Below are 25,413 nucleotides of genomic sequence, written 5' to 3' on the forward strand. Positions count from 1 at the left end.
TAGTGAGAAGGAACAACAATTCCAATAGAGTATGACAAACTCTTTAACAAAAATTGTGTTGCCATACTGTTGATAGTGAACCCTGTGCTATGAACTCATCCCCTTCGTCGGATTCTCCCCTCGCTGCTAGTCCGGATCATGTGGTGGAGCGCCTCAACTTCACGACAAAGTTGGCCTACGGTGCTGGCGATTTAGGGCCAGCGATCACGGCCAATGTTTTAGTTTTTTTTCTGCTCTACTTTTTTACGAATGTGGCGGGTCTCTCGGCCGGGCTGGCGAGTTCGGTGTTGGCGATTGGGAAAATTTCCGATGCGATTAATGATCCGATTACGGGGATTTTGAGCGATCGCACCCGTACCCGTTGGGGTCGGCGGTTGCCCTGGATGGTGGGCGGCGCGATTCCCTTCAGTGTCTTGTTTTTCCTGCAATGGCTCGTGCCGGAATTTAGCCCCGATCCCGTCGTCAATCAATGGGGTTTATTTGCCTATTATGTGATCATCGCGATCCTCTTCAACCTGGCCTATACCGCCGTTAACCTACCCTACACCGCCCTCACCCCAGAACTCACCCAGGACTACAACGAACGCACCGGCCTGAATAGTTTTCGGATGGCGTTTTCAATTAGCGGTAGTATTTTGTCTTTGATTTTGGCGCAGATTCTCTTTGGGCTGTATCCCGGTGATCCCTTGATGCAATATTGGGCCCTGGGGCTGTTGTGCTCTTTGATTTCCGTGGTGGCGATTCTTTGGTGTGCGCTGCGCATCCGCGAACGGGGGGCTGATCCAATCATTCCGGCATCAATCCGGCAGGGGTTGGGCTATGGGGTGATCGGGGCCGGAGGGTTAGGGGTGTTTTTGGGGGTGAGTTGGATTGTGGGTGGGGCGAGCCATTGGGGGATGATTGCGGCGGTGTTGCTGGGAGTGCTGGGGGTTGCCTTTGGGATCACCCTGGTGTTTTCCACGCCGGAGGATCATTTGGTGGGTGAGGTGGCTCAGAAGGCGCGATCGCTCGCCGCCGCTGCTCCCAATATCCCGATCCTCACCCAATTAAAAGTGGTGTTAAAAACCAAGCCGTTTCTGTTTGTGATCGGGATTTACCTTTGTTCTTGGTTGGCGGTGCAGTTAACCGCGTCGATTTTGATTTACTTTGTGGTGAGTTGGATGAACCTCCCAGAAGAGGCCTTTCCGGGGGTGGCGATCGCCGTGCAAGGGACAGCCTTAATCATGCTCTTTGTCTGGAAACAGGTGAGCGATCGCGTCGGCAAAAAAATCGTCTACGCCCTCGGCACCAGCATCTGGATCATCGCCCAAGGCGGTCTGTTTTTCCTCCAACCGGGCCAAGTTACCGCCCTCTATCTCCTCGCATCCCTGGCCGGTTGTGGGGTCTCCGTCGCCTATCTAATCCCCTGGTCAATGGTTCCCGACATCATTGAATGGGATGAACTCAACACCGGCCAACGCCGCGAAGGGATCTTCTACGGCTTTATGGTGCTGTTGCAAAAATTCGGCCTCGCCCTCGCCCTTTTTCTCGTCGGTCAGGGTCTCGACTCTGCCGGATTCGTCGAACGCGCCCCCGGTGAACCGTTACCCGTTCAACCCGATAGCGCCCTGACCGCCATTCGCCTCGTGGTTGGCCCGTTTCCCATCTTTATCCTCCTCTTGGGGCTGATTTTGGTGTATTTCTACCCCATCACCCGCAGCGTCCACGACAACATTCGCTGCCAACTGGCCGAACGCCTTGCCCAACAAAAACTGCAAGCCGAGGAGGACGCATCACCATGAAAGCCAAATTGGATCATCCGTGGTCGCCCACCGTTGCCGAGGCAAAACTGATCCAAACCGAGTTGCGATCGCAGGTGATCACCACCGATCGCCTCGGCAACGTGGAACGGGTGGCGGGTCTCGATGCCGGGTTTGATCGCGTCGCAGGCATCACCCGCGCGGCGGTGGTGGTGTTGAGTTTTCCCGCGTTGGAGGTGCTAGAAGAAGCGATCGCAGAGATTCCCACCACCTTCCCCTACGTGCCGGGCTATCTCTCCTTTCGGGAAGTGCCCGCTCTGTTAGCTGCCTTAGCGAAACTCACCCTCACCCCGGATCTGCTGCTCTGTGATGGCCAAGGCTACGCCCATCCGCGCCGCTTCGGCTTGGCCTGTCATTTGGGAGTGCTGTTGGACTGTCCGACGATTGGGGTGGCGAAGTCGCGGTTTATCGGCATCCATGGGGAACCGGGACAGGAAAAGGGGGATTGGGTTCCATTGATGGACGGGGATGAAACGATTGGGGCCGTGGTGCGATCGCGCTCCCACACCAAACCCCTCTACATTTCCATCGGCCATCGCCTCAGCCTGCCCACCGCGATCGACTATGTGCTGCGCTGTACCCCCCAATACCGCCTCCCCGAAACCACCCGCCGCGCCGATCGCCTCTCGAAAACGGCCTAACCGGGCAGCGGTCGTTATGAAGCGATCGCGGTCAATCCGTTAAACACCGGGGATGTTTGCGAAGCCATCAACACCAATTGCGCCGGAATCGTGGCGATGTTAGCCGTGAGACGGATCGCCGGGGGGAGTTGAACCTGGGTAATGGCGTGATCGTGGGGGCGTGCCCAGCCACAGGGAAACCAACGACCCCACCCGTAGCGGCATTCCTGGGGATTGAAATGCACCATCACCACACAACAACGACTCGACTGTTTAGGCGACATCATCGCGGGATAGAGCACACCGTGAATACCATAATCACAATTGTGGCGGAGTTCACGGGGTTTGAAATGGACTTGGAGGGTGAGAGTGGTGCGATCGCACCCACTGGGCCTAATCGAAGGCTGAGCATTAGAGAGATGGAGGAGTTTTAAGTAAGCCATAGTTAAGGATGTACAAGACCAGCGGTACATCTTGACGCTAATGGTGCGATCGCCCCACCGACAAGATCAGCCATTATGCTGAGAATCTGATCTTGACAATCCGGAAATCATGATCAATGCAGCCTCAGCAGACTATGCCCATCTAATCCCAGCCAGAAATCTGCCCTTGTTACTTTTTTTAGATGTTTTTAGCAGTCTATTATGTTGTGCTTGATAAAATCTTTTAATATTGCTTTTACAACAGGAACAGATACACCATTTCCCATTTGTTTATAAACAGCATCATCATTATCTAGTAGCTTATAGCTGTCGGGATAGCCTTGTAACCTGGCGCATTCTCTTGGCGTTATACGTCTAGGAATATTATTTTGCACGATGCCTAATCTGTTCGAGTCGGAGGCAGTAAGAGTGATAGAAATACCATCAGGATCAAGAAACTTAAATATCTCAAATGACATGTTTCCAGAGACCGGGTCATATTTACCTTCATGACAACCTAAATACCCTTTTTTTATCAATGACCTGGTTACTTCTTCAAAGTTTTCATCGTGATAAAAAGTCAATATTTGATCTTTAGTTAATTTTTTGCCATCTTGATTTTTTCCGAATTTTTTTTTCCTGCGATTCTCAATAAGTAAATTCATGAAATTGATTTCTTGCGAAGTACATTCACCTTTTAATCCTAGCTGCCAAGAGTGTAATGATTTTCCTCCTCTGTAGTCTATGAGTCTATAGCCATGAAGCTTATTGAAGTTATTACCTATTACCTTTCGTAGTTTTTCAATAAAGTCCTCAGAACAGGAATACTTTGGATTAGGACTATCTTCCAATATATCTTTCACCGTTAAAAATTGTGCTTCTTTATTGTCAAATAGAGACATTTGATACCATTCTTTATGCCTTTTGAATTTATGTGTATCAGATGCTCCTTTATTACTATTAATTGTTAGTCTAACTGCTTGCTTGAAAGCACCTAAAATGTAAACTCTGACTCTGTTCTGAGGCACACCATGATTGCTGGAATTAAGCAGTCGATATTCAACGGAATAATTTAGTTTTCTTAATCTATCAATGATGGTCTCAAAAGTTCTGCCATAATCATGCGTCATCAATCCTTCGACATTTTCTAACAAAAAGTATAATGGCCTTTTTTGCAGCAATATCCTTTCTATATCAAAAAACAAAGTTCCTCTTGTGTCAGCAAACCCTTGCTTATTACCCCCATAAGAAAAAGGCTGACAAGGAAAACCAGCTAGCAGAAAATCAAAATCTGGAAACTCAGTAACTTTAGTTATGTCAGAATGAGGATTGACACCAAAATTGATCTCATAAGACAAGCAAGAATCTTTATTTATCTCAGAACTATACACACACTCATGATTAATACAAAGTTCATTACAAGCCTGCTCAAAAGCTAAGCGCATTCCACCTGTTCCTGCAAATAAATCTATAAACTTAATCAAGTTCCTCTCCTATCCATCTTGATAAAATTGCAAACTCTTTTTTAGAATAAGCAATAGTACAATCGCTGTTTGAACAGATAGTTGATACGGCAGACTTTCTTTGGAAATTTCCTGCCCCATCTAAAATATAAGCAATCTTATGCCCATTAGCGTGCATCAAATTGAAGCGATCAACAGCTTGTCCCGATTTGCGTTCAATAGTGCTATTCGTTGTAACTTGAAAGCTAATTTCTATTCCAATTTTCTTTCCTTGTTTTTCTACAACAATATCAAACGGCATTCCTCCTTTCTTGTTATATCCTTTTAAATTGATATAACCATTACTTGTTACACGGAAATCATCACCAAGTGAATCTCTAAGATAATCAAAAACTTCTCTTTGGGCAAGCTGACCTAATGAGTTTGCATTGGCTCCACCAGTTATTCTGCTAACATTTATATAGCGCTCTTTGACATACTTCTCCAGGATACTTGTTGTACCAAGTAAGGTTCCAATTTCACAAGAAGATAAGCCTGCTTCATCACTCACTGTAGACGTAGACCCAAACATTAGAATGATGATGATATCTTTATAGATACCGGATATTTTTTTCTTTTTACGTAATCCATCACCATCTATGAATAATTTTTTATTATTCAATCCACGAACAGGAAGCGTTTCAAAAGAATACCGGTATTGCGTAGATTTCCAAATAAAATCAATAGAAAACTCATTTTCGCTTGACTGAAAAATAGATTGAAATGATCTACCAAGCCTTTGAATGGGTTCTCCTCCATAGTCAGCCAAAACACATAAATGCTTTACAAAAAGATTTGCAGGGAATTCAGATGCAGAAATCAAATCAAATACTTGAAAGGGGGATTTTTTTGATAAAGAAATGATCTTCAAAAAATCATCTTGGGTTTTGAGCAACTCAGGAATAATACTAATTGATGCATTTTGTTGATTTAAATGATCAGGCCACCAGAAGATAGCATGATCTTCTAATTCTTGAATGCTCCGATTGTATTTCATCTATCATCCTTATTCTTTGCTTGATTATTCTCAATTCAGTAACTGCTATTCCAATATAGCAATATTCACTTACTTACTTGAGTAACCACAATAAATAAAACTTATTGAAAATAAGGCATTACGCTTGGCTTTAGATGATATTTCTATTTTCCCTAGAGAGAACCCCATTGGCTGTAGTTGTATTCCACCAACGGCACTCCCACCACCTCGCTATAGAGGTGCTCTAGGCGAGTGATATTGTAATGGAGCGTGTAGCGATCGAGCACCCGTTCTCGCGCCTTTTGTCCCAACAATTTCACCAATTCCGGATGATCGCGGCAAATCGGCAGCAGGGTTTTTAACTGGCCCGTCACATCATGGGTATCCATCACCATCCCCGCTCCTTGGTCAATCACTTCCCCATCCGCCCCGGCATCGGTGGCAATGCACGCCACCCCGCAGGCCATCGCCTCTAACAGAGCGAGGGATAACCCCTCCACCAAGGACGGCAAGATAAACACATCCGCCGCCCGCAAAATCTCAATCCGCCGCTGCTCGTCCGCCTCGTAGCCGTACCAGATGATCCCATCTTGGGGGCCGTACAACTGTTTCAAGGATGCCGCGAGGGGGCCATCGCCGACGATCAGGAGTTTTGTCCGGGGGCCCATGGGGGTCTGTTTCCAGGCTTTTAACAGGGCCTCCACATTTTTTTCCGTCGCAATCCGCCCCATGTAGAGGTAGAGGCGGTCGGCGTTGAGTTGGGCTTTGAGGGGGGAGGGGGCGGGAAAGTATTTTTGAATATCCACGCCGTTGGGGATGATCGTGACGCGGCTATCGGGTACACCTAAACGGACGAGGAGGTCTTTTTGAATGTTGGAAAAGACGATGACGCGATCGTAGTTGGCGAGAAATGGGGCGTAGAACTGATAGGTGAGGTATTGGGTGCTGGATTTGAGGTTGCGGATTTTGCTGTCAAAGGGGGGGTGGAAGGTGGCCACGAGGGGAATATTCAACGCGGTGCAAATGTCCGGGAGGCGAAAATCCAGGGTCGAGAGGGTGAGGGAGGCATGGACGAGATCGGGCTTGAGGTGTTGGAGCGATCGCATCAAAACCCGACTCGATTTGGGGGTTGGAATGGTGTAAACCTGGGATTTGTAGAGAAAGGGCAGGGCAATTTCTGCACAGGAGGAACTGGCCGGAGCGTGAGCCGCTTCCGGCTGGGCAAAATGGAGAAAACTAACCGGATGCCCCCGATCTAAAAGTGCATTGGTAACCTCTCGGCCATAGGTGACATTGCCACAAAACGGCGTTTTTTTTCCCAACCAAGCAATGTGCATGCATTCAGAGGAGTGGGCGCAGACTGTTCGTTAAGGAACGCAACATTTGCCCTAACTTTCCGTAACATTTGTTGATGTTGATGGTACCACGCCGCTACGGGAAATAGACCAACTCAGCAAGCCTCCGAGCAAGACAAGGAGAGCTAAAGCGTTTAAAACCGGCTGTAATCCCCAAATTGCCGCCGCTACCCCGGCTAAGGCGAGGGGAAGGGAGAGGGCAATGTTCACTGCATTGTTTTGCAACCCAAAGACTTTGCCGCGCAGGGCCTCAGGGGTTTCCGATTGAATCGTGGTTTGCATCGGCACGCCCACGAACGCGCCAAAGAAGCCCAGGGCAGCGGTGGCCAGGAGTGCGCCCACCAGTTGGGTACTCCACCAAGACAGGCCAAATAATGAGGCGGCCATCCCCAGGCTACCGAGGAAGGTGAGGGAGAGATGGGGGAAGCGTTGACCCCAATGGCCCAAGATAAACGCCCCGATCGCCATGCCCACACCCCCAGAGGCGAGGAGAAAGCCGAATTGCTCCGGTTTGAGGCCGGGAATATCGGCGGTGAGGGGGACGGCGAGGACGGCGAGGGCGGCAAAGACGCTAAACAGGATGATGAGCTGCACCATGGCGTTGCGGACATGGTGATGGTCTTGGAGGTATTGCACGCCGTCCCGAATGTCTTGGAGGACGTGGGGCCGTTCAATATCTAAGCTGTCGGCGGTTTCGCCGGTTTTGAGGCAGAGGAGCAGGAGACCGGCGATCGCATAGGCTCCGCCGACGAGCAATTCGCGCCCAAATGTCCAGTGAGGATTCAGGCTTTGGATGCTGCTTTGCACGAGGGCGAGGAGGGGTTCACCAACGGCAAAGCCGACGATCAGCAGCACCATCATTGTGGTGGTGTAGAGGGAGTTGGCGGGGAGCAGTTGCGATCGCGGCACAATCAACGGAATCGCCGTCTGTTCTGCCGGCGCAAAAAACTGCGTCAGGGTAGAGACCAAAAACGTAATCACCAGCAAACCCACAAACCCGATGGGAACCGTCCACACCTTGCCCCAATCCTGCGTTATCCACAGCAAACCAGGAATCAACAGCACCAAGCCGCCGCGCCACAGATTCGTCCACACCAACACATCCCGCTTTACCCAGCGATCCACATAGACCCCCGCCAACGACCCAAACAACACCGCCGGAATCGTAAAGGCAATCATCACCGCCGACACCCAATTGCTAATAAAGTCCTCGTTGGCGTGGAAATGGCTACTGATCAAGGCGATCATCAAGACTAAATACACCTTGTCGGCTAATTGCGAAAAGATTTGCCCACTCCACAGCACCAGAAAGCGACGATTCCGGAGGATGGGGCCAAAGCCGGGGCCATGGTCGGGGGAGGGGGTTAGGTCTATTTCAGAATCACGATCAGGATCACGGTCAGGGGATGCCATGGGCAATTCCATTGCATCGGTGTCGTCAAGGGTGCGCATAAGACTGATTGAAACAACAGAGTTTTAGATGTTTCTTAAAACTCTTCTATGAATAAGGTATCAAGTAATGCAGCCGAACGAATGACATTGCCGAAGTGATATTGCGTATATTGCCGCAGGATGCGCTCGATGCCGCGCCAGGCAAGGGTGCTGCCAAGCTGGGGGGAGGCGATTAAGTCGGGGTGGGTTTGGCTGAGTTGTTGGAGGAGATAGGTTTCAATGTTGGTGAGGTAGGCATGGCAGCGGATCGCGGCGGGTGGGGGGAGAAGGACGAGGCCGCCTTGGTCGAAGTCAATGCCGACGCGCCAGCGGGGATTATCCAGGGGGGGCGCGATCGCTGCCCCCGTCACGCAACAGATATCCCATTGCGGCGCAATCCCGCCCCAGTGCAGCAGGTGGATCACGCCTTGGGTGAGTTGGGCGACGCGGGTATCGAGGGAGGCGGTGGGGTTGAGGTGGGTGAGGAGGGTGAGGTGTTGGATCAGGAGGTGGTAGAGGTCGGCGGGGCTGTGGTCGCTCTGGGCGAGGGTGAGGACGAGTTCGGCCCAATATTGCGCGATCGCTAATTTTGCCAAGTCTCGACTGAGGGGCGCGAAGGATTCCCGCGTTTCCGCTTGGATCACCCGGTCGAGCGATCGCCCCTGCACCACGAGCAGATCATTGACCACAAACAACTCCAGCCGCCCCCGGAGGGACGACTTCGGTTTTCGCGCTCCTGGCACCACGGCCCGCAGTAAACCGCGATCGGGCGAAAGGATCGTGACGAGGCGATCGCTTTCGCCCATGGCCATCCCCTTCAAGACAATGCCCGTGGCGGTATAGGTGCGACTCATGGCGATCGCGCCCAGCGTTTAACCAAAACAACCCCTAGCGATTGGAGAAAATATAACCCACCCCAATCACAATGCCAAACTCCGCATCATCGCCCAAAAAGCCCACATTTAACCCGGCATTGGCGACCCACTTATCGTTAAATCGCACATCCAGGCCACCGGTAATCATTGGGCCGACGTTATTATCTACCCCTTCATCGGCGGCGGTGTCATTGGTGGTGAACACCACGCCACCCCCCACATAGGGACGGAGTAGAGCGGCTTCAAAGGGGTCTACATTGGGCACGGTAAAGTCGTAGGTGACCGGCACGAGGATCGCCACATTTTCCCCAATAATGGCCCCGGGCCGGAGCGACAGATTATCCCCGATCGCAATTTTAGAAATCACCGCAAAAGAGGTATCACCAATGTCAGTATCGCCCTCTAGTCCTAAATTGATCCCCGCCCCCACATAGCTCCAGGGGCGATTCACAAAGAGATTGCGATTCACCTGGGCGACTTCTGGGGGGGCCGTTGTGGCCGTGGTGGGCATCGTGTCGGTGCTGTAACTGGTCAGCGCGATCGCTGAGGTTTTGTCGGTGGCCAGATCCGCCAAACTGAGAAATTCGACCTTTGCGTCGTTTTTGGCGGGGGCTTGGTGGTGGGTGGGAATCGCGGTGCGGGTGGGAAGCGCGATCGCAGAATTGGGCATTGGTTCAGGCCCAGGGATCACGGTGGGGAGTGGCTCCGTCAGGCCACTTTCCGGAAAGGGGAGCGGGGTCGCGACCGCCTCAGCGGTCATCGGCTCTTCCGGGAACGGGAGCGGTTCGGCCTGGGCCATGGAGGGAAACACGACGGACGCAATCACACCGGAACTAATTGCGATCGCGGTTAATACGGTTGAGTTCATTCTGGTCACTCCTCATGCGAAAAATACGTGCAGGATACACCTTGCTCCTAGTGTACGTGCCAACGCCCAATTCTGAGACCGAGCAATGGCCAGGATCGACCCGATCCCGATCAAATGATGACACCGGATCAGATGCGTCTGTTCTCCCCTCGCCCGGAGTAACAGAGATGGCAACAGGGCCTAGAATGAAGAAAAACGCCGTCCTTGCGCTATGAATTCACCCGACTTCCAACACCAGAAACGCCGCGTTGAGACGAAAACAGAACCAACGCCCAAGGCGATGCCCATGGGAACCTTTCGGATTAACTTCATCCTGAACCAAGCCCAGCGGTGGTTTGACGGTTTGCCGCCCTTGGGCAAGTTGTTCATTGTGTTATTGGGAACCTTTGTGGTGCTCTCGATCCTCAATACCGTGCTGCGCATTTTGAGCGCGTTAGTGGTGGTGGGGGTGATTGCGATCGCCGTTTACGCCGGCTATCAATTTTTCAAAACCGCCGAAGCCGAGCAAACCCCCCCGCCGGATTCCGGTCAGTCCTAACCCGATCGCCCCTTGCCTGGGGCGTTCCCCCTAACGTTGGCGCTGGGCGGTGGGCAGATAAAGCGTCACCGTCGTGCCTTGATTGACACCGGCACTGGTTAACTCGATCGCCCCGCCCATGAGTTCGAGCAAATTCCGGGCGATCGCTAACCCCAACCCCGCCCCATTCACCTGAGGATTCATCAAAACAAAGGGGCGAAACAGTTTTTTCTGCTGTTCGGGCGCAATCCCCACCCCGGTATCTTGAATCGACACCACCGCCCATTGCCCGCTAGAACTGTGGAGATTTTGCAGCAGCGGCGGTAGCGGCGACTCAGACCCCTGTACTCCCGAATGCATTGCGATCGCTGTCTTGATCGAAATGTGGCCGGCGGGGGTGAATTTAATCGCATTGTCTAAAATACTCAGGAAAACTTGGCGCAATTTCACCGGATCAGCATAGATGAGAATATCATCGGGCCAAACTTGGATGTCCAACAGTAGCCCCTTCTCCCCTAGGGACATGGTTTCTAAGGCGATCGCATCTTCGAGCACCGTCATTAAGGGAACGCGCTCAATCTCCACATCTAACTGACCCTTTTCCAACTGAGATAAATCCAAAATATCGTCAATGATGCCCTTGAGGGTGAGCGTGGACTGCCGAGCTTTTTCCAAGAATTCTTGTTCCTCAGCATCGGTGTCACAATAACCATCTTGCAGGATTTGCAACGAGCCAATAATGCCGTTTAACGGGGTGCGGAGGTTGTGGGAAACGGTGGATAAAAATTCACTTTTGAGTTGATTGGCTAACTGCGCTTCTTTCCATGCACCTTCGAGTTCTTCTGCCCAGCTAATTAAGCGGCGAATCATGTTATTAATCGCCCCGGCTAACTGATTGAATTCCTCGATCTGGAAGTTTTTGGGAATGCGTTCGTTGATGTAGAGTTGTTCTTCTTGGAGAACATAGTCGCGTAATTGTTCTACGGGTCGTGCCATGTCGCGGGCGATGATCAGGATGGCTCCCACGGTGAGGCCCATCATGGTTACGGTTAAGAGAATCAGCCCGGTGAGGAGGGTGTGGTGGATCTGGCGGATGGGCTTGAGGGTGTTGGCGAGGGGGGCGATCGCTAACACGACCCAGCGTTCCCTGGTGTTACCGATTAGGGGGTTGGCAATGACCTTGTAACCGGCGATCGATTTCGCCCCATTGTTGCCAAAATCCACCAACTCGATCGCCCCCCGATCCCCGACGCGGGATTGATCTAAAATCTTTTGGATTGTTTTGCGATCATCATCTGACAATTGAGCAATGGATTGGTTCTGGGGAGCCGATGACCGATGCAGCACTATTGTACCGGTGTCGTCGATGATGACCGGATATCCCGCGAAGGCGTTGGCGTGGTCAGCCAACGAATGGGTAAAGGTGGCGCGGGCCACTAAGGCGAGATTGCTCGCTGGGGGATTGGCTGCGATCGCCTCCATCGGCAGCGCCAACGCCACGCTAAAATTAGGTTCGCGATTGGGCAATGGGGGAAGGGGAGCCATGAGGGGATCAGGATGTTCCGGAGACGGCGTGGCAAACACAGGCCAAGACAGGGCGGCGGGGGGCGCAATGCGCTCCTGGTGACAGGTGCTCGCGAGGACGGTGCGGGTTTGGAGATCTTGGAGTTGCAAACAATCCAGCGTCGGATGGAGGGATTGGCTAATCGTGGTGAGGGAGGCTTGTACGTCCGATGAGGTGGAACTCAGGGCTGCGAAACTCTGCCGAACTAGGGTGAGTTCGCGGTTAACCTGGGTGATTTCGTACTCAATATCGTTGCTGTAGCGATCAGCACTGGCGGTTAAATGATTGCCCACGGCTTGCCGCATGGCCGTGCGTGCTTGGCGGTAGGTCATGCCATAGGTAATCATGACACCAATCACAAAGGCGGGAACCGTCAAAAACAGCAGTCGGATCAGGAGCAGACGGCGAAAGGAAGAGGGAGAGGGCTGTAGCATACCGCAACATGCGCAAAAAAAGAGTCACCAAGGAAGACGCGATCGCCGTCAAGGGTCATATAGATCCTTACCCATCATCATAGGGGAGGGATTCTCTCTCCGTGGAGATTCCACCGAATACACAAACAAATTTAATCGGGAGAACAGGGGCCGATGGTTCATCCTTACTGCACCGTAGTTTTAGCAATTACCGCCGATGGCAAACTGAGCGATGCTCCCCTTACCCCGGCTCGCTTTGGATCAGCGACGGATTTGGCCCACTTAGAAGCCCAGGTGGCCCAGGCGGATGCGGTGCTGTTTGGGGCCGGGACATTACGGGCCTATCAAACGACGCTGACGGTGCGCGATCGCACCCTCTGCACCCAACGCCACGAGCGCGGCCAAACGCCCCAACCGATCCATTACGTCTGTTCCCGACAGGCTGACCTTGATCCCCGCTGGCGATTTTTTCAACAACCCACCCCACGGGGCTTAATCACCACCACCAGCGGCGCGACCCCTTGGCAGGGACGGCCAGAATTTAACGCGATCATCACCACGGGGGAGGCGATTAACTGGGGTCAGGTGTGGTCAATCCTGGGCGATCAGGGGATGGAGCGGGTGGCGGTGTTGGGTGGGGGGCAAATCGTCGGATCGCTCCTGCGCGGCGGGTGGGTGGATGAGATTTGCTTAACCCTTTGCCCCCTGATTTTGGGGGAGGGTGTGCCGTGGATGGCGGGGCAGTTACCGGCGGTGGGGTTGGAGTTGCTGGCCTGTGAGGCGATCGCGTCGGAACTGTTTCTGCGCTATCGGGTGGTGCGCGGCTAAATCAGGCCCGGCGGCGGGGTGATTTCGAGGCGATCGCCCTCTAGATCCACCACGGGCACGATCGCTTTCACAAAGGGGATTAACACCGTTTTGGTCGGGTCATCGGCGCGGCGCACTTCGAGCAAATCATTCCCCGCCGAGCGCAGATCGATCACCTCACCGACCACCTCGCCGCTGGCTTGATCAATCACCGTCAGCCCGATCAGTTCCGCCACATGAAATTCATCCTCATCGAGTTCCGGCAATTCCGCATCACTGACCAAGAGCGTCGCGCCGCGCAGGGCTTCGGCCTGGGTGCGATCGCTCACCGCCGCCAACCGCACGATATAGAGATTTTTCCCCGGCACAGGCCGACCCCGCACCAATTCCACCGCCTCCGGCTCTGCCCCCGGTGCGCGTCGTAACCAACGCTGCCCCGGTTGGGTAAATCGCTCCGGGAAATCCGACAGCGACAACACCCGCACTTCGCCCTGTAACCCTTGGGCCGAGACGATAGTACCAATTTCTAACCAGTCTGCATCAACCATGAGCGATCGCGAATTTTGCCTAGCCAGAATAGCACGAAGCCACAGCCAATCCACAGCATCGCCTCCGAGTCTTCTGCCTCGTGAGAGATATTAGCATTACTGATCTGAGTCTTGGGAAAGATTCAGATTCTCAAACCGTTTTGCCATACTGAGGGCTCAAACAATTAACCGAATCTCTTATCAACACGCCTGACGCTGCTTTACAAAACTCGCATTTTCAGAACTCAATCGGTAGCGGAATTGCAAATCCCCTAAGTCTGTCTGCGTCAGTCCCGTAACAGTATTGAGATCCCCCTATAGCAATCCCATTTGATTCATGAACAGACAAGGGGCTTTAAGCCCCTTGTTGATGAGGAGATAAGATCTCCGATTGATTGAGGATCGCTATAGCTTCACCGTTACTCATTTATCCCCTAATATCCGCACCATGAAATCCTCTTTGGTCATTCTTTACCACCGTGAACCCTACGACGAAATTATCGAAAACGGAGTTGTTCGCTATCGCCCAAAGAAAAGTCCCAATGGGATTATGCCAACCCTGAAAAGCTTCTTTGGCCATGTGAATCGAGGCACTTGGGTCGCCTGGAAACAAGTCACCGAAGATCAAAAAGTAACCTTTGAAAGTCGCATCACCGTTGAAGAAGAAAATAATAATTACAGCGTTCTCCGGATTCCCCTTTTAGCAGAGCAGGTCAAACACTTTTACCACATCACCTCAAAAGAAGCCTTTTGGCCGATTCTACATTCTTTTCCCTGGCAGTTCACCGATGAATCCTCGGATTGGGAAAACTTTAAAACCATCAACCGCCTCTTTGCCGAAGCCGCCTGTGCAGAAGCCGCCGAGGATGCCCTGATTTGGGTGCATGACTATAACCTTTGGCTGGCCCCGCACTACATTCGCCAATTAAAGCCCGACGCAAAAATCGCCTTTTTCCACCATACGCCCTTCCCCTCGGTGGATATCTTCAACATCCTGCCCTGGCGGGAGCAAATTGTGGATAGTTTGCTCTGCTGTGATGTGGTGGGCTTCCATATTCCCCGCTACTCGGAAAACTTTGTCAATGTGGCGCGGAGTTTGCGCCCGGTTGAAGTGCTCAAGCGCGAAGAACCCCCAGCCCACATGACTAAAACCGGCACGGCTTTGGCTGAACCGGAAATGATTTCTCAACTGGGCTATAACGGTCGAGTGATTAATATCGATGCGTTCCCGGTGGGGACGAACCCGGAGCATATTCAAGGGGTGTTGGCACGGCCCGAAGCCCAGCAACGGTTAGCGGAAATGCGCGAAGAGTTTGGCGATCGCAAACTCCTGATCGCCGCCGGTCGTGTGGACTACGTCAAAGGCAATAAAGAAATGCTCCTCGCCTTTGAACGTCTCCTCGAACGTCGTCCGGATCTCCACGGCACACTGAATTTCCTTGTTACCTGTGTCACCCCTGCCGCCGGGATGCGCATCTACGAAACCACCCAGCACGAAATCGAGCAACTCGTGGGACGGATTAACGGGCGATTCTCTGAACTGGGCTGGACTCCGGTGCTGCTGTTCACCGAACCCCTCAACGCCATTGACCTGATGTGTTACTACAAACTCGCCGATGTTTGTTGGACAACCCCGCTCCGGGATGGTTTGAATTTGGTGGCGAAGGAATATGTGGTGGCCCATAAGGAGGATACTGGGGTGCTGCTCCTGTCGGAATTTGTCGGCGCAGCGGTGGAACTGCCGGAAGCGTTGCTGACGAATCCCTATTCTCAAGAGAAAATGGATGAGTCCATCGAGTTGGCCCTGGCGATGCCGGCAGCGGAACAGCGGGAACGGTTGGCGAAAATGTATGCCACTGTCACCACCTACGATGTGAAATATTGGGGCGATCGCCTTCTCACGATCTTCAAAACCCTCCAAGCAGAGGCGAAAAAAGTGCCCCAAGGCGTAGCCTAGTTTCTCCATTTTGCCTGGTATTAAAACCCCGGATTCTCGATAGGAATTCGGGGTTTTGTGTGGCAGCGTTCGCTTCGCGTGACCCAATCGTCCTGAACGATTCACCTAACATCTCGGCGATCGCACTAGCCAGGGCAGTTAGGACATTCAGAGACTCTAGAACAAGGGGCTGAAGCCCCTTGCCTGTCCTAATCCCCTTGTCCACTGCGATAACTTGTGCCAGCGGAAAAAATACCGCACACTGAAGATATCTTTCGTTCAATGCAACCGTCATGGCGCTATACGCAGAACTCCATCGTCATTTAGGTGGTTCCGTGGTTCCCCGCATCCTTTGGCGATATTTTCAACGCTATGAGCCGGATTTGTCCCAACGGTTTCCGGATTATGACCCCTTTGAAGACTTCTACACCCGCCCCCGTGAGACCTTAGATGAATATTTAGAACTGCATACCTTAGTGGAAAGTGTGCAAACGGAAACCACCTTACCCTATTTCATCTATCGCCTGTTACGGGGGGCCTATGTGTTTGAAAATCTCGCCTATTTAGAACTACGTTATACCCCCTATTACCGCACCGACTCCGATCGCTCCGAAGCCGAACGTATTGACCAAATGCAGCGGATTGTCGAGGTGGTGGGCAAGGCGATGCAGGGGGTAGAGCATCCGATTATTACACCGCAGATTTTATGTATGCATGTGCGGTTACCCGATGCGGTGAATCGGGCGATCGTGGATTTAGCGATCGCGAATCCTGGCATCGTTTGTGGGGTGGATCTTGCCGGGGGCGATAATCATTATGGCGATCGCATTGATGAGTTGGTGAAGTTGTTTGACTATGCGCGATCGCACGGCGTGAAGACCACCGGCCACCTCTACGAAACCGCCGACGGTTGCCATCCCCAACTCTTGCCCTATCTTCACCGCATCGGCCACGGGATTCAAATCCCCCTCCAACATCCGGAACTGCTACGGGAAGTGGCCGCCAATGGTCAATGTTTAGAAGTGTGCCCCACCACCTATTTTCAAACCGGCGCGTTAGAGGATTTATCGCAACTGAAAACGGTGTTTCAACGCTGTTTTGATGCGGGGGTGGATGTGGCGATTTGTACCGATAATGCGGGGCTGCATAATGTGCGCTTACCCTTTGAATATGAGAATTTATTAACCCACGATATTATCAATTTTCGTCAACTCCAAGCCTGCCAAGATGCGGCGTTTCGTCATGCCTTTGCCTGGCCCTACAAACAACCGCCGACTCTGTTATTAAATACCCTCCTGCAAGACGAACCGCCCGCCGATGCCACCTCGATTTATCCCTAAATTGCCGGGTTATGATTCAGGGTGCATCCCTCTTTTGCAGATTCATACTGCTCGCCAGGGAGCACCCTCATCCCCAACCCTTCTCCCTCAGGAGAAGGGAGCCAAAAGCCCTCTCCTAAGGGAGAGGGTTGGGTGAGGGATTGTATCACAGGGATCAAATTCACGAATTGGATCGCTTTGACTATTCAATTACCCAACATCACCATGCTGCGATCACCCCTCCTTTCCCTATCCTTAGCCGTCACCCTCTGGGGGATGCCGAGTCTGATCCAGTCGCTCCCGGCGGCGATCGCGGCTGAGACTGACCCCCTCCTTGAGTTAACCCAGCGGGCCCACCAGCAGCTAGAGGCTGGCCAGTTTGAAGCGGCGCGGGACACCTATCGACAGTTGTTAGACCGGGCAACACGGGAGGGGAGCGATCGCGCCATGAATGACGCTCGCCTCGGCCAGGCCAAAGCCACCCTCCTCGCCCAACACTACACCGAGGCGATCCCGCAGTGGGAGCAGATTGTCACCCACGAACGCCAGACCCCCAACCACAGCGGCTTACCCCTGGCGTTAACAAATTTGGCCCTGGCACAGTTTGGGGCGGGACAGTATCGAGCGGCGGAAATGGCCCTGCGGGAGGCGGTGATCGCGTGGGATAGCCTGCGGGCAAACTTGGCGGATCTCGACCAAGTGACCCTGTTTGAACAGCAAGCCCATACCTATCGCCTCTTGCAAAAAACCTTGGTGGCCCAGGGCAACACCGATGCGGCGCTGGTGGTGGCCGAGGCGAGTCGGGCGCAATCCTTCGTGGAGCAGTTGGTGCGCAAGTATCGCCCCACCCCTGCGCCACCGCTGGATCTGGCGGCGATTCGTGCCGTGGCCCAACGGGAAAATACAACCTTGGTGGTTTATTCCTTAGTGGGGGATGAGGTGCGGGTTTTGGGTACAGAAACCAATGAGCCGACGACGCTCTACAGTTGGGTGGTGTCGCCCCAGGGTGCGATCGCATTCCAGACCCTCGACCTCCAAGCCGTAGGCATTGAATCCCTGCGCACCTTTGTCCGCCAAACCCGCACCCAACTGATCGATCGCTTCGGTCGGGGACGGATCACCACCACCCTCCCCGGTGACGATGCGGCGGACTATCTCTATCAACTCTTGATCGCGCCGATTGCGGCCCATTTGCCCCGCGATCCCGCTGCTTCGGTGACGATTCTCCCCCAAGATGCCCTGTTCCTCGTGCCCTTTGCCACGCTGCGCAATCCCGCCGGGAATTATCTGATTGAATCCCACACACTGCAAGTTGCGCCCAATGTGCAGACCTTAGCGATCGCCGCCGCCACCCCAGCACGATCCTCCCAGGGAACCGCCGTGATCGTCGGCAACCCCACCATGCCCACCCTGCCCCAACAGGATCACCCCCTCAGTGCCTTACCCGGCGCGGAACAAGAAGCGATCGCCGTGGCGAACCTCCTCAACACCACCCCCTTTCTAGGATCACAGGCCAGCTTCGCCCAGATTCAGCCCCACCTCGCCACCGCCTCCGTGCTCCACTTTGCCACCCACGGCCTGCTCTCCTGTGTGGACACCCAAATCGACCCCAACGAATCCCTGCGCTATGAGTTGCGCTGTCCGAACTTCCCCGTTGATATCTACGGTAATGCGATCGATCCCAGCCTGAGCACCGCCCGCGACAATAACGTGTTTGTCAATCCCGGCGCGGTGATTGTGGGGGGAAATGTCTTTGTGGGTGGGGTCGCGGCGGAAACATCCCTCGCCCGCGAAAAAGTAGTGCGCGTTGATTTGCCGGGTGCTCTCGTCCTCACCGCTGATGATGAGTTTGCCACGAGTGATCTTAAGGATGGCTTTTTAACCAGTCGGGAAATTGTGGCCTTGGATTTAACGGCGGATTTGGTGGTGTTGAGTGCCTGTGATACTGGGCAGGGGCGGATTACGGGGGATGGGGTTGTGGGGTTGTCGCGATCGTTTTTGGCCGCAGGGGCGGCAAGTGTGGTGGTGTCGCTTTGGGCGATTCCGGATATTCCGACGGCGATGCTGATGACGGAGTTTTATCGCAATCTGCGCCACAATCCGGATAAGGCCGCCGCCCTCCGCCAAGCGATGCTAACCACAATGGAACAATACCCCGACCCGATCAATTGGGGCGCGTTTGTGTTCATGGGCGATCGCACCTAAAAAATGTTAACTCTCGCTCCCCTTTACCCGGTGTGGGCCCAGGGAATGAGGGCGATTTTGGCCTACGGACTGTCTGGGGGAGGGGCGATCGGCAGTTCAATCGTGAATGTTGTGCCTTGGCCCGGTTGGGAGGTGCAGGTGAGCCGCCCGTGATGCTGCTCCACGACAATGGAATAACTAATGGATAACCCTAAACCCGTGCCTTTACCCACGGGCTTCGTGGTGAAAAACGGGTCGAACAATTGCTCGCGACATTGTTCAGGAATGCCGGGGCCGTTGTCGGTAATTTGAATCTGTACCCAATCTTGATTGATCACTTGGGCCTTGAGGGCGATCGCTGGTTGGGAAATCTCGGCTTGGGCATCGCGCAACGCATCGATCGCATTGGCAAGCACATTCATCCACACCTGATTGAGCCGACTAAAATAACAGTGGACTAACGGCAAATCCCCATAGTCTTTGGTGATGTGAATATCTGGCCGGGGGCCACTCCCTTTAAGGCGATTATGGAGCAGCATCAAGGTACTATCGATACCATCGAGCACATTCACCGCCCGACATTGGGAATCATCTTTGCGGGCAAAATTACGCAGCCCTAACACAATCTCACGAATGCGCTCCGTTCCCACTGCCATCGACTGCACAATTTTCGGTAAATCTTCCCCGATAAACGCCACATCTAGATCGTCTAATTCGGATGCGATCGCCTCATCCATCGCCGGATTTAAGCCTTGATAGAGTTCAAACGCCCGTAATAAATTATCCACATACTCATGAACATGGCCCAGATTGCCATGAATAAAATTCACCGGATTATTAATTTCATGGGCAATACCTGCCACTAATAAACCCAAACTCGCCATCTTTTCACTCTGGACAAGATGCACCTGAGCCGATTTTAAATCCTGTAGCGTCTGTTGCAGTTCTGCGGTGCGTTGGGCAACTTGTTGCTCTAGGATAGTATTTTGGGCTTGCACCTGTTGCGTTAAACGAGCTAATTTGAGTTGGGTTTTAATCCGCATCAACACTTCTTCTTGCTGAAACGGTTTGGTAATATAATCCACCGCCCCGAGGGTAAAGCCTTGGGTTTTGTGCGTCACCTCATTTAACGCCGTCATGAAAATGATCGGAATATGGGCGGTTTGGGGTTGTGTCTTCAGCCGTTGACAGGCTTCAAAACCATCCATTTCTGGCATCATGACATCCAGCAAAATGAGATCCGGCTGGGCATAGTGGGCACGTTCTACGGCGGCGCGGCCATTGCGGGCGGTCAAGACTTGAAACCCAAAACTATCAAGAAACTCTGACAACAGCCCTAAATTCGCAGGATTATCATCGACGGCTAAAATCGTGCCTGGACTGTCGGGGGTAACGGTGGGAGTAGTAACCATGGTTGGCGTGAAGGGCGATGCGTCCGCCCATTGTTGAATCACGAAATATCAAGAGCAGCCGTTATCATGGCAAAGTTCACCCCAGTCTGAACGGTAGACCCAAGGAGACTCAATGGCATTATCCTGTTGAAAGTCTTTGTTTGTATCCCGTTTTGCCCCCAATCTTACCAGCGATTTACACAATGATCCGTCAGATTTTAAACTCTTTTTGGATTTAGTGACATTGTGGGCGCGATCGCTGTGCTAACCCCTGGTAAAACGAGGTGAGAACTCACTCAAGATCATGCTTAAGTTAACGAACAGTTAAGATTCACACTATTTCCTGATCCCATGGGGCCGTGGGGGGAGAGGTTGCTACACTGAAGCTGTTGAAAAGGGTGGCGCGACTGCTGACCTGAATAGGATGAAGAGGGCACAACATCAGCCCTCATCATGATCATGAGCGAGTGAGTCTAGGCACGTTCAAAAGGATTCATCCTGTTGTGTAGGAATTGTGTTGTCAATCAACGGACGAACATTTAATTTTTACTGTTTCGTGAAGAGGATCAGGGTTCATCTTGCTCTTCATTCTGCCGCTTGACGATGAATAAATCCTTCAAATTTACACAGCGATCGCTCCGCTTTGTCTTAATTGCCCCCTTCCTTGCTCAGATCGCCCTCGCGGTGGGGGTGGTGGGGTATCTCTCCCATCGCAACGGGCAAAAAGCCGTGACCGATCTCGCCTATCAATTACGCACCGAAATCACCGAACGCACAGCACAACACCTCAACAGTTACCTGGCCGTTCCCCAACAACTCAACCGCCTCAATTTGGCCGCCCTAGACTTAAACCTGATTAATCTCCAAGACCTTGAAACCTTGGGGCAATTTTTTTGGCAACAGATGCAGATCTACGATGTGGGGTACATTAATTTCGGCAGTCCGGAGGGTGAATTTATTGGGGTCGAACGCTTAGGGGATGGGGAATTTGCGATCATTGAAAGTCGGTTGCGGGGCGCAACAAATGGAGTCTATACAACCGATGCCCAGGGTCAGCGGTTGAAGCTGATTGCAACCTACGAAAATTATGACCACCGCCTTGAGGCGTGGTACACCGATGCGGTGGCGGCCGGGGAACCGGTATGGAGTGAAATTTATCCCTGGGATGATAAGCCGGGGGTGTTGTCGATTTCGGCCAGCTATCCCATCTATGCAAGGGGTGAATTGGTGGGGGTCTTGGGGGTCGATCATATTGTGTCGCAGGTGAAAGAGTTCCTCAAGGATCTAGAACACAATCGGGCGGGGGGGATTTTTTTGATGGAGCGATCGGGGCTATTGGTGGCGAGTTCCACGGAGAGCAAAGCCTATCGATTGCAGGGGGAAACGGCGGAACGAATTTTAGCAACGGAGAGCGAAGATCCATTGATTCGGGCCACGGCCCAAGCAATCATGGCGCAATATCCAGAATTCGCCGCTTTAACGCAGCCTGAAGCGTTAGATGTGCGGTTTAACCAAGAAAACCATTTTATTCAAGTGACACCCTATCAAGATGCGCTGGGGTTGGATTGGTTAATTGTGGTGGTGGTTCCGGAGTCGGAGTTTATGGCGCAGATCCACACCAATACGCGACAAACGGTGCTGCTCTGTGCGATCGCGCTGCTGATTGCGGCGGGGTTGGGGGTGTTCACGTCCCGGTGGATTGCGAAACCGATCGTGCGGCTCAATCAAGCCAGTCAAGGCATGGCGGCGGGGGATCTCGATCAAGCCGTGCCACCGACGAGCATTTTAGAATTGCAATCCTTGGGCCAGGCGTTTAATCAGATGGCGAGCCAACTGCGGGATGCGATCGGTAGGCTCGAACAACGGGTAGCCGAGCGCACGGCCGAATTGGCCGATGCGAAAGAAGCCGCCGACAATGCCAACCAAGCAAAAAGTGAATTTTTGGCCAACATGAGCCATGAACTCCGCACCCCCCTCAACGGCATTTTAGGGTATGCGCAAATTCTCCAACGGACGGACAGTCTTAACCCCAAACAGCGCCAAGGGGTGACGGTGATTCAACAGGCGGGAACCCATTTATTAACCCTGATTAATGATGTGTTGGACTTGGCGAAGATTGAAGCTCGGAAGTTGGAATTGTTGCCGGAGCCGGTGGACTTTTTCGCGGTACTGTCGGGGGTGGTTGAGGTGATTCGGATTAAGGCGGAGGAGAAGGGCATCGCGTTTCAGGCTCAGATTCCGGCGGAGTTACCGCCGGGGGTTGAAATAGACTCGAAACGACTGCGCCAAGTGTTGTTAAATCTGTTGGGGAATTCGATTAAATTTACCCATACGGGGACGGTGACCTTCACGGTGGAGGCCTTGCCCGATCGCTCCCCGCAAGCTGATCAAAAGATGGCGATCGCCACGCTGCGCTTCACCATTACAGATACCGGGGTGGGCATGACTGCCGCCCAAGTGGAGAAAATTTTCCTCCCCTTTGAACAGGTGGGCGATCACGCCCAAAAAGCCCAAGGTACGGGCCTCGGTTTGGCCATTAGTCGGCAGATTGTGGAGATGATGGGCGGTACGATTCAGGTTAAGAGTGCAGAGGGTCAGGGGAGTTGTTTTTGGTTTGAGGTGCGGTGTCCGGTGGTTCACGATTGGCAGGCTCAAGGCGGGCCGGTGGTGGAGGGTCAGGTGATCGGCTACAGCGGGCCCCGCCGTCGCGTTTTAATTGTGGATGATACGGGGGTGAATCGGATGCTGATCCGGGATGTGCTGGAACCGCTGGGGTTTGCGATCGCCACTGCCGAAAATGGGGCCCATGGGTGGGCGGTGTATCAACAGTTTCAGCCCGATTTAATCATCACAGATTTGGTGATGCCGGAGTTGGATGGCTTTGCCTTGACGCGCCGCATTCGTCAACAGGATGCCCAGGTGGTAATCCTGGCCTCGTCTGCCAGTGTCCTCGCCCAGGATCAACAGCGTAGCTTTGTGGTGGGCTGCAATGATTTTGTGCCGAAGCCGGTGGATATGGCGTATTTGCTCAGTCGGATCGAGCACCATCTCCAGTTGAGTTGGGTCTATGCCGATGTGCCGACGGGCGCGATCGCCCCGGAACCGGACGATGCGATCGTCTATCCCCCGGCGGCTCCCCTGGCAGCGTTCATCGACTTGGCCAAACTGGGCAGCATCCCCAAACTCAAGCAAATGGCGGCAACCCTCAAAGAGCGAGAGCCTCACTATCGCGGCTTCTGCGATCGCATCTTGGCATTGGCCCAAGAGTTTGACGATGTTGGCATTTTGGAGTTTCTCCAAGCCGCTCCAACGGTATGATCAGCCCCTTACAAATAAGGCTGGGCGAGGAAATAACTCATCACCGATTTGGCATCAAAGGCGGTGGGATCTTGGCGGACTTGGGTTTCAAATTCATCCGGGGTGAGTAAGACCACTTCGATTTCTTCGTCGTCGTCTTGGCTGGGGGGGGTGGCGAGTTTTTCTAGTCCTTGGGCCAGGAACGCATAGATATATTCATCGGAATAGCCCGGTGCGAGGGGAAATTTACCCAGATCGCGCCATTGACTGGCCTTGTAGCCGGTTTCTTCTTGGATTTCGCGCTCGATGGTGAGGGCGGGGTCTTCGCCGGGTTCGATCGTGCCGGCGGGAAATTCTAAGAGTCGCCCGGAGACGGCGAAACGGTATTGATAGACCAGCACCAATTGACCTGCTGGGGTGACGGGAACGGCCAACGCGCCGCCAGGATGACGAATACATTCCCAATCGCCTTCGACCCCGTTGGGCAGCCGGAGCCGATTGACATCAAAGGCAAATTTGCGACCGTGGTAGTAGAGGCGTTGTTGGAGAATTTCGGGGGCTTGGTGTTGGGGTTGCATGGCTGGGCGGATCGCTCTTGAGTATCGGGTTAATTATCGGGGGCGGGGGTGGCGTTTGGGAATGAGGTTAGACGGGGGCGAGGCGGGTAATCCCGCTACAGTCCACCTGGGCGAGGAGTTCGGCGACGGTGGTTTGGGTGACAGGATCGCACCAGTGGGGGGCAATGTCGGCGAGGGGGGCGAGGACAAAGGCACGATCGCGCATTCGGGGATGGGGAACGGTAAGGTTCGGCAATTGCAAAATGCGATCGCCGTAGAAGAGCAAATCTAAATCCAGCGATCGCGGCCCCCACCGCACCCGCCGAATCCGCCCAAAATGTTGCTCGGTGGTTAACAACACCTGAAGCAGATCCGCAGGGGATTGATCCACATCAAAAATCGCACAACCATTCACATAGTCCGGTTGGGGCGGGCCGACGGGAGCCGTCTTATACCAGGGTGATACTGCCGTTAGATAAAGTCCTGGCGTGACGGACAGTAGATCAATGGCTTGGTTGAGAATCATGGTTGAATTCCCTAGATTGCTCCCCAAGGCGATCGCGACGGAATTCACACTCATGACATCATAATTCCCCTATTCAAACGTTTGCGACTGTTGAGAGCTTCAGGATCTATTATGATCGTGGATTGTGAAAATCCAGAGGGCCGAGTTGTCGCCCCATCCCTAAAATCCTCGGATCAATCCATGCGGATTGCTCGATGGACTGCAATGGTTATAGCGGTTTTCATAAACACAAGGTACAAAGATCCCCCTCAATCCCCCTTAAAAAGCTAATCCTGTAGGGGTTTGGAAAGAGCCTGAGCCCTCTGCTTAGCAAAGAAGAAACGCTCAAGGGCAGTCGCCAGGACTTTGACCCCAGGCAGAGGTTGCCTCTGGGAAGGAGCAAAACCCACTAACTTCGCTAACGCCAAAGTAGCCTGTCGTAGAGAGTCAACAGCTTGACCCGAGAGGAGACATAAAAGCCTCAGTTCATCGGCATCAAACATCGTCTGAGCCGACTGCTCAGGGTCTTGACGGAGGGCATAAGTCAG

Annotated in this window: 20 protein-coding genes; 8 read left to right on the forward strand and 12 right to left on the reverse strand. The window is 53.1% G+C overall.

The annotated features are described in order from the left end of the window. Positions 1-89 precede the first annotated feature (89 nt). Positions 90-1,781, forward strand: coding sequence for an MFS transporter (locus PN477_RS04180; protein ID WP_272122269.1), 1,692 nt, complete (start codon positions 90-92; stop codon positions 1,779-1,781). Beyond that, entirely contained in the window at positions 1,778-2,440 is a 663-nt protein-coding gene (gene nfi, locus PN477_RS04185) for a deoxyribonuclease V (protein ID WP_272122271.1), read from the forward strand. Before PN477_RS04180 ends, nfi begins: the two co-directional genes overlap by 4 nt. Before the next feature lie 14 nt (positions 2,441-2,454). Here nfi and PN477_RS04190 read toward each other — a convergent pair whose 3' ends face one another. The 7 genes from PN477_RS04190 to PN477_RS04220 form a co-directional block, all read right to left on the reverse strand. Next, a complete protein-coding gene (locus tag PN477_RS04190; protein ID WP_272122274.1) occupies positions 2,455-2,862 on the reverse strand; it encodes a hypothetical protein in 408 nt (135 codons plus the stop codon). A 188-nt stretch (positions 2,863-3,050) separates the two neighbouring features. Continuing rightward, positions 3,051-4,325, reverse strand: coding sequence for a DNA (cytosine-5-)-methyltransferase (gene dcm, locus PN477_RS04195; RefSeq protein ID WP_272122276.1), 1,275 nt, complete (start codon positions 4,323-4,325; stop codon positions 3,051-3,053). Then, entirely contained in the window at positions 4,318-5,340 is a 1,023-nt protein-coding gene (locus PN477_RS04200; RefSeq protein WP_272122278.1) for a hypothetical protein, read from the reverse strand. The genes dcm and PN477_RS04200 overlap by 8 nt, the downstream gene beginning before the upstream one ends. A gap of 152 nt (positions 5,341-5,492) precedes the next feature. Continuing rightward, positions 5,493-6,656: a glycosyltransferase family 4 protein gene (locus tag PN477_RS04205; protein ID WP_272122280.1), complete on the reverse strand. Its 1,164-nt coding sequence runs from the start codon at positions 6,654-6,656 to the stop codon at positions 5,493-5,495. Between the two features lie 51 nt (positions 6,657-6,707). Further along, positions 6,708-8,126, reverse strand: coding sequence for an MFS transporter (locus PN477_RS04210; RefSeq protein ID WP_272122282.1), 1,419 nt, complete (start codon positions 8,124-8,126; stop codon positions 6,708-6,710). 35 nt (positions 8,127-8,161) lie between these two features. Then, entirely contained in the window at positions 8,162-8,959 is a 798-nt protein-coding gene (gene recO, locus PN477_RS04215; RefSeq protein WP_272122284.1) for a DNA repair protein RecO, read from the reverse strand. Positions 8,960-8,993: 34 nt separating this feature from the next. Then, positions 8,994-9,848 (reverse strand): hypothetical protein, encoded by an 855-nt coding sequence (locus tag PN477_RS04220; RefSeq protein WP_272122286.1) that lies wholly within the window; start codon positions 9,846-9,848, stop codon positions 8,994-8,996. A gap of 211 nt (positions 9,849-10,059) precedes the next feature. Between PN477_RS04220 and PN477_RS04225 the strand changes: the two genes are divergently transcribed. Then, the gene (locus PN477_RS04225) at positions 10,060-10,386 is read left to right on the forward strand and encodes a hypothetical protein (protein WP_272122288.1); all 327 of its coding nucleotides are present in this window, start codon (positions 10,060-10,062) and stop codon (positions 10,384-10,386) included. Positions 10,387-10,416: 30 nt separating this feature from the next. Here the strand turns inward: PN477_RS04225 and PN477_RS04230 are convergent, their stop codons facing one another. Continuing rightward, positions 10,417-12,363 (reverse strand): cache domain-containing sensor histidine kinase, encoded by a 1,947-nt coding sequence (locus tag PN477_RS04230; RefSeq protein WP_272122290.1) that lies wholly within the window; start codon positions 12,361-12,363, stop codon positions 10,417-10,419. A 153-nt stretch (positions 12,364-12,516) separates the two neighbouring features. Between PN477_RS04230 and PN477_RS04235 the strand changes: the two genes are divergently transcribed. Continuing rightward, positions 12,517-13,170 (forward strand): RibD family protein, encoded by a 654-nt coding sequence (locus PN477_RS04235; RefSeq protein ID WP_272122292.1) that lies wholly within the window; start codon positions 12,517-12,519, stop codon positions 13,168-13,170. Here the strand turns inward: PN477_RS04235 and rimM are convergent. After that, positions 13,167-13,697: a ribosome maturation factor RimM gene (gene rimM / locus PN477_RS04240; protein ID WP_272122294.1), complete on the reverse strand. Its 531-nt coding sequence runs from the start codon at positions 13,695-13,697 to the stop codon at positions 13,167-13,169. The two genes, PN477_RS04235 and rimM, sit on opposite strands and share 4 nt — an antisense overlap. Before the next feature lie 427 nt (positions 13,698-14,124). On the opposite strand from rimM, the gene ggpS reads away from it, so the two are divergent. The 3 genes from ggpS to PN477_RS04255 all read left to right on the forward strand — a co-directional run bounded on the left by ggpS (position 14,125) and on the right by PN477_RS04255 (position 19,136). Then, on the forward strand, positions 14,125-15,633 hold the full coding sequence (gene ggpS / locus PN477_RS04245) for a glucosylglycerol-phosphate synthase (protein WP_272122296.1): 1,509 nt from the start codon (positions 14,125-14,127) through the stop codon (positions 15,631-15,633). A gap of 272 nt (positions 15,634-15,905) precedes the next feature. Continuing rightward, complete coding sequence (locus tag PN477_RS04250) at positions 15,906-16,952, forward strand: amidohydrolase family protein (RefSeq protein ID WP_272122298.1); 1,047 nt, start codon at positions 15,906-15,908, stop codon at positions 16,950-16,952. A 204-nt stretch (positions 16,953-17,156) separates the two neighbouring features. Continuing rightward, positions 17,157-19,136, forward strand: a complete 1,980-nt coding sequence (locus PN477_RS04255; RefSeq protein WP_272147017.1) for a CHAT domain-containing protein — start codon at positions 17,157-17,159, stop codon at positions 19,134-19,136. Positions 19,137-19,198: 62 nt separating this feature from the next. On the opposite strand, the gene PN477_RS04260 is transcribed toward PN477_RS04255, so the two are convergent. Beyond that, positions 19,199-20,527 (reverse strand): hybrid sensor histidine kinase/response regulator, encoded by a 1,329-nt coding sequence (locus PN477_RS04260; protein WP_272122301.1) that lies wholly within the window; start codon positions 20,525-20,527, stop codon positions 19,199-19,201. A 582-nt stretch (positions 20,528-21,109) separates the two neighbouring features. On the opposite strand from PN477_RS04260, the gene PN477_RS04265 reads away from it, so the two are divergent. Further along, a complete protein-coding gene (locus PN477_RS04265) occupies positions 21,110-23,824 on the forward strand; it encodes an ATP-binding protein (protein WP_272122303.1) in 2,715 nt (904 codons plus the stop codon). 8 nt (positions 23,825-23,832) lie between these two features. On the opposite strand, the gene PN477_RS04270 is transcribed toward PN477_RS04265, so the two are convergent. Beyond that, entirely contained in the window at positions 23,833-24,381 is a 549-nt protein-coding gene (locus PN477_RS04270; RefSeq protein ID WP_272122305.1) for an NUDIX hydrolase, read from the reverse strand. A 67-nt stretch (positions 24,382-24,448) separates the two neighbouring features. Next, positions 24,449-24,940 (reverse strand): 2-amino-4-hydroxy-6-hydroxymethyldihydropteridine diphosphokinase, encoded by a 492-nt coding sequence (gene folK, locus PN477_RS04275; protein WP_272122307.1) that lies wholly within the window; start codon positions 24,938-24,940, stop codon positions 24,449-24,451. Positions 24,941-25,413 lie beyond the last annotated feature (473 nt).

Origin of the sequence: Spirulina subsalsa CS-330, assembly GCF_028330765.1 — a bacterium.
GTDB classification, from domain to species: domain Bacteria; phylum Cyanobacteriota; class Cyanobacteriia; order Cyanobacteriales; family Spirulinaceae; genus Spirulina; species Spirulina subsalsa_A.

Excerpts from the sequence above, each read along its gene's own strand:
- PN477_RS04180 (WP_272122269.1), top strand. The coding sequence starts at position 90 with ATGAACTCATCCCCTTCGTCGGATTCTCCCCTCGCTGCTAGTCCGGAT.
- nfi (WP_272122271.1), top strand. The coding sequence starts at position 1,778 with ATGAAAGCCAAATTGGATCATCCGTGGTCGCCCACCGTTGCCGAGGCA.
- PN477_RS04190 (WP_272122274.1), bottom strand. The coding sequence starts at position 2,862 with ATGGCTTACTTAAAACTCCTCCATCTCTCTAATGCTCAGCCTTCGATT.
- PN477_RS04200 (WP_272122278.1), bottom strand. The coding sequence starts at position 5,340 with ATGAAATACAATCGGAGCATTCAAGAATTAGAAGATCATGCTATCTTC.
- PN477_RS04205 (WP_272122280.1), bottom strand. The coding sequence starts at position 6,656 with ATGCACATTGCTTGGTTGGGAAAAAAAACGCCGTTTTGTGGCAATGTC.
- PN477_RS04210 (WP_272122282.1), bottom strand. The coding sequence starts at position 8,126 with ATGCGCACCCTTGACGACACCGATGCAATGGAATTGCCCATGGCATCC.
- recO (WP_272122284.1), bottom strand. The coding sequence starts at position 8,959 with ATGAGTCGCACCTATACCGCCACGGGCATTGTCTTGAAGGGGATGGCC.
- PN477_RS04220 (WP_272122286.1), bottom strand. The coding sequence starts at position 9,848 with ATGAACTCAACCGTATTAACCGCGATCGCAATTAGTTCCGGTGTGATT.
- PN477_RS04225 (WP_272122288.1), top strand. The coding sequence starts at position 10,060 with ATGAATTCACCCGACTTCCAACACCAGAAACGCCGCGTTGAGACGAAA.
- PN477_RS04230 (WP_272122290.1), bottom strand. The coding sequence starts at position 12,363 with ATGCTACAGCCCTCTCCCTCTTCCTTTCGCCGTCTGCTCCTGATCCGA.
- PN477_RS04235 (WP_272122292.1), top strand. The coding sequence starts at position 12,517 with ATGGTTCATCCTTACTGCACCGTAGTTTTAGCAATTACCGCCGATGGC.
- rimM (WP_272122294.1), bottom strand. The coding sequence starts at position 13,697 with ATGGTTGATGCAGACTGGTTAGAAATTGGTACTATCGTCTCGGCCCAA.
- ggpS (WP_272122296.1), top strand. The coding sequence starts at position 14,125 with ATGAAATCCTCTTTGGTCATTCTTTACCACCGTGAACCCTACGACGAA.
- PN477_RS04250 (WP_272122298.1), top strand. The coding sequence starts at position 15,906 with ATGGCGCTATACGCAGAACTCCATCGTCATTTAGGTGGTTCCGTGGTT.
- PN477_RS04255 (WP_272147017.1), top strand. The coding sequence starts at position 17,157 with ATGCTGCGATCACCCCTCCTTTCCCTATCCTTAGCCGTCACCCTCTGG.
- PN477_RS04260 (WP_272122301.1), bottom strand. The coding sequence starts at position 20,527 with ATGGTTACTACTCCCACCGTTACCCCCGACAGTCCAGGCACGATTTTA.
- PN477_RS04265 (WP_272122303.1), top strand. The coding sequence starts at position 21,110 with ATGAATAAATCCTTCAAATTTACACAGCGATCGCTCCGCTTTGTCTTA.
- PN477_RS04270 (WP_272122305.1), bottom strand. The coding sequence starts at position 24,381 with ATGCAACCCCAACACCAAGCCCCCGAAATTCTCCAACAACGCCTCTAC.
- folK (WP_272122307.1), bottom strand. The coding sequence starts at position 24,940 with ATGAGTGTGAATTCCGTCGCGATCGCCTTGGGGAGCAATCTAGGGAAT.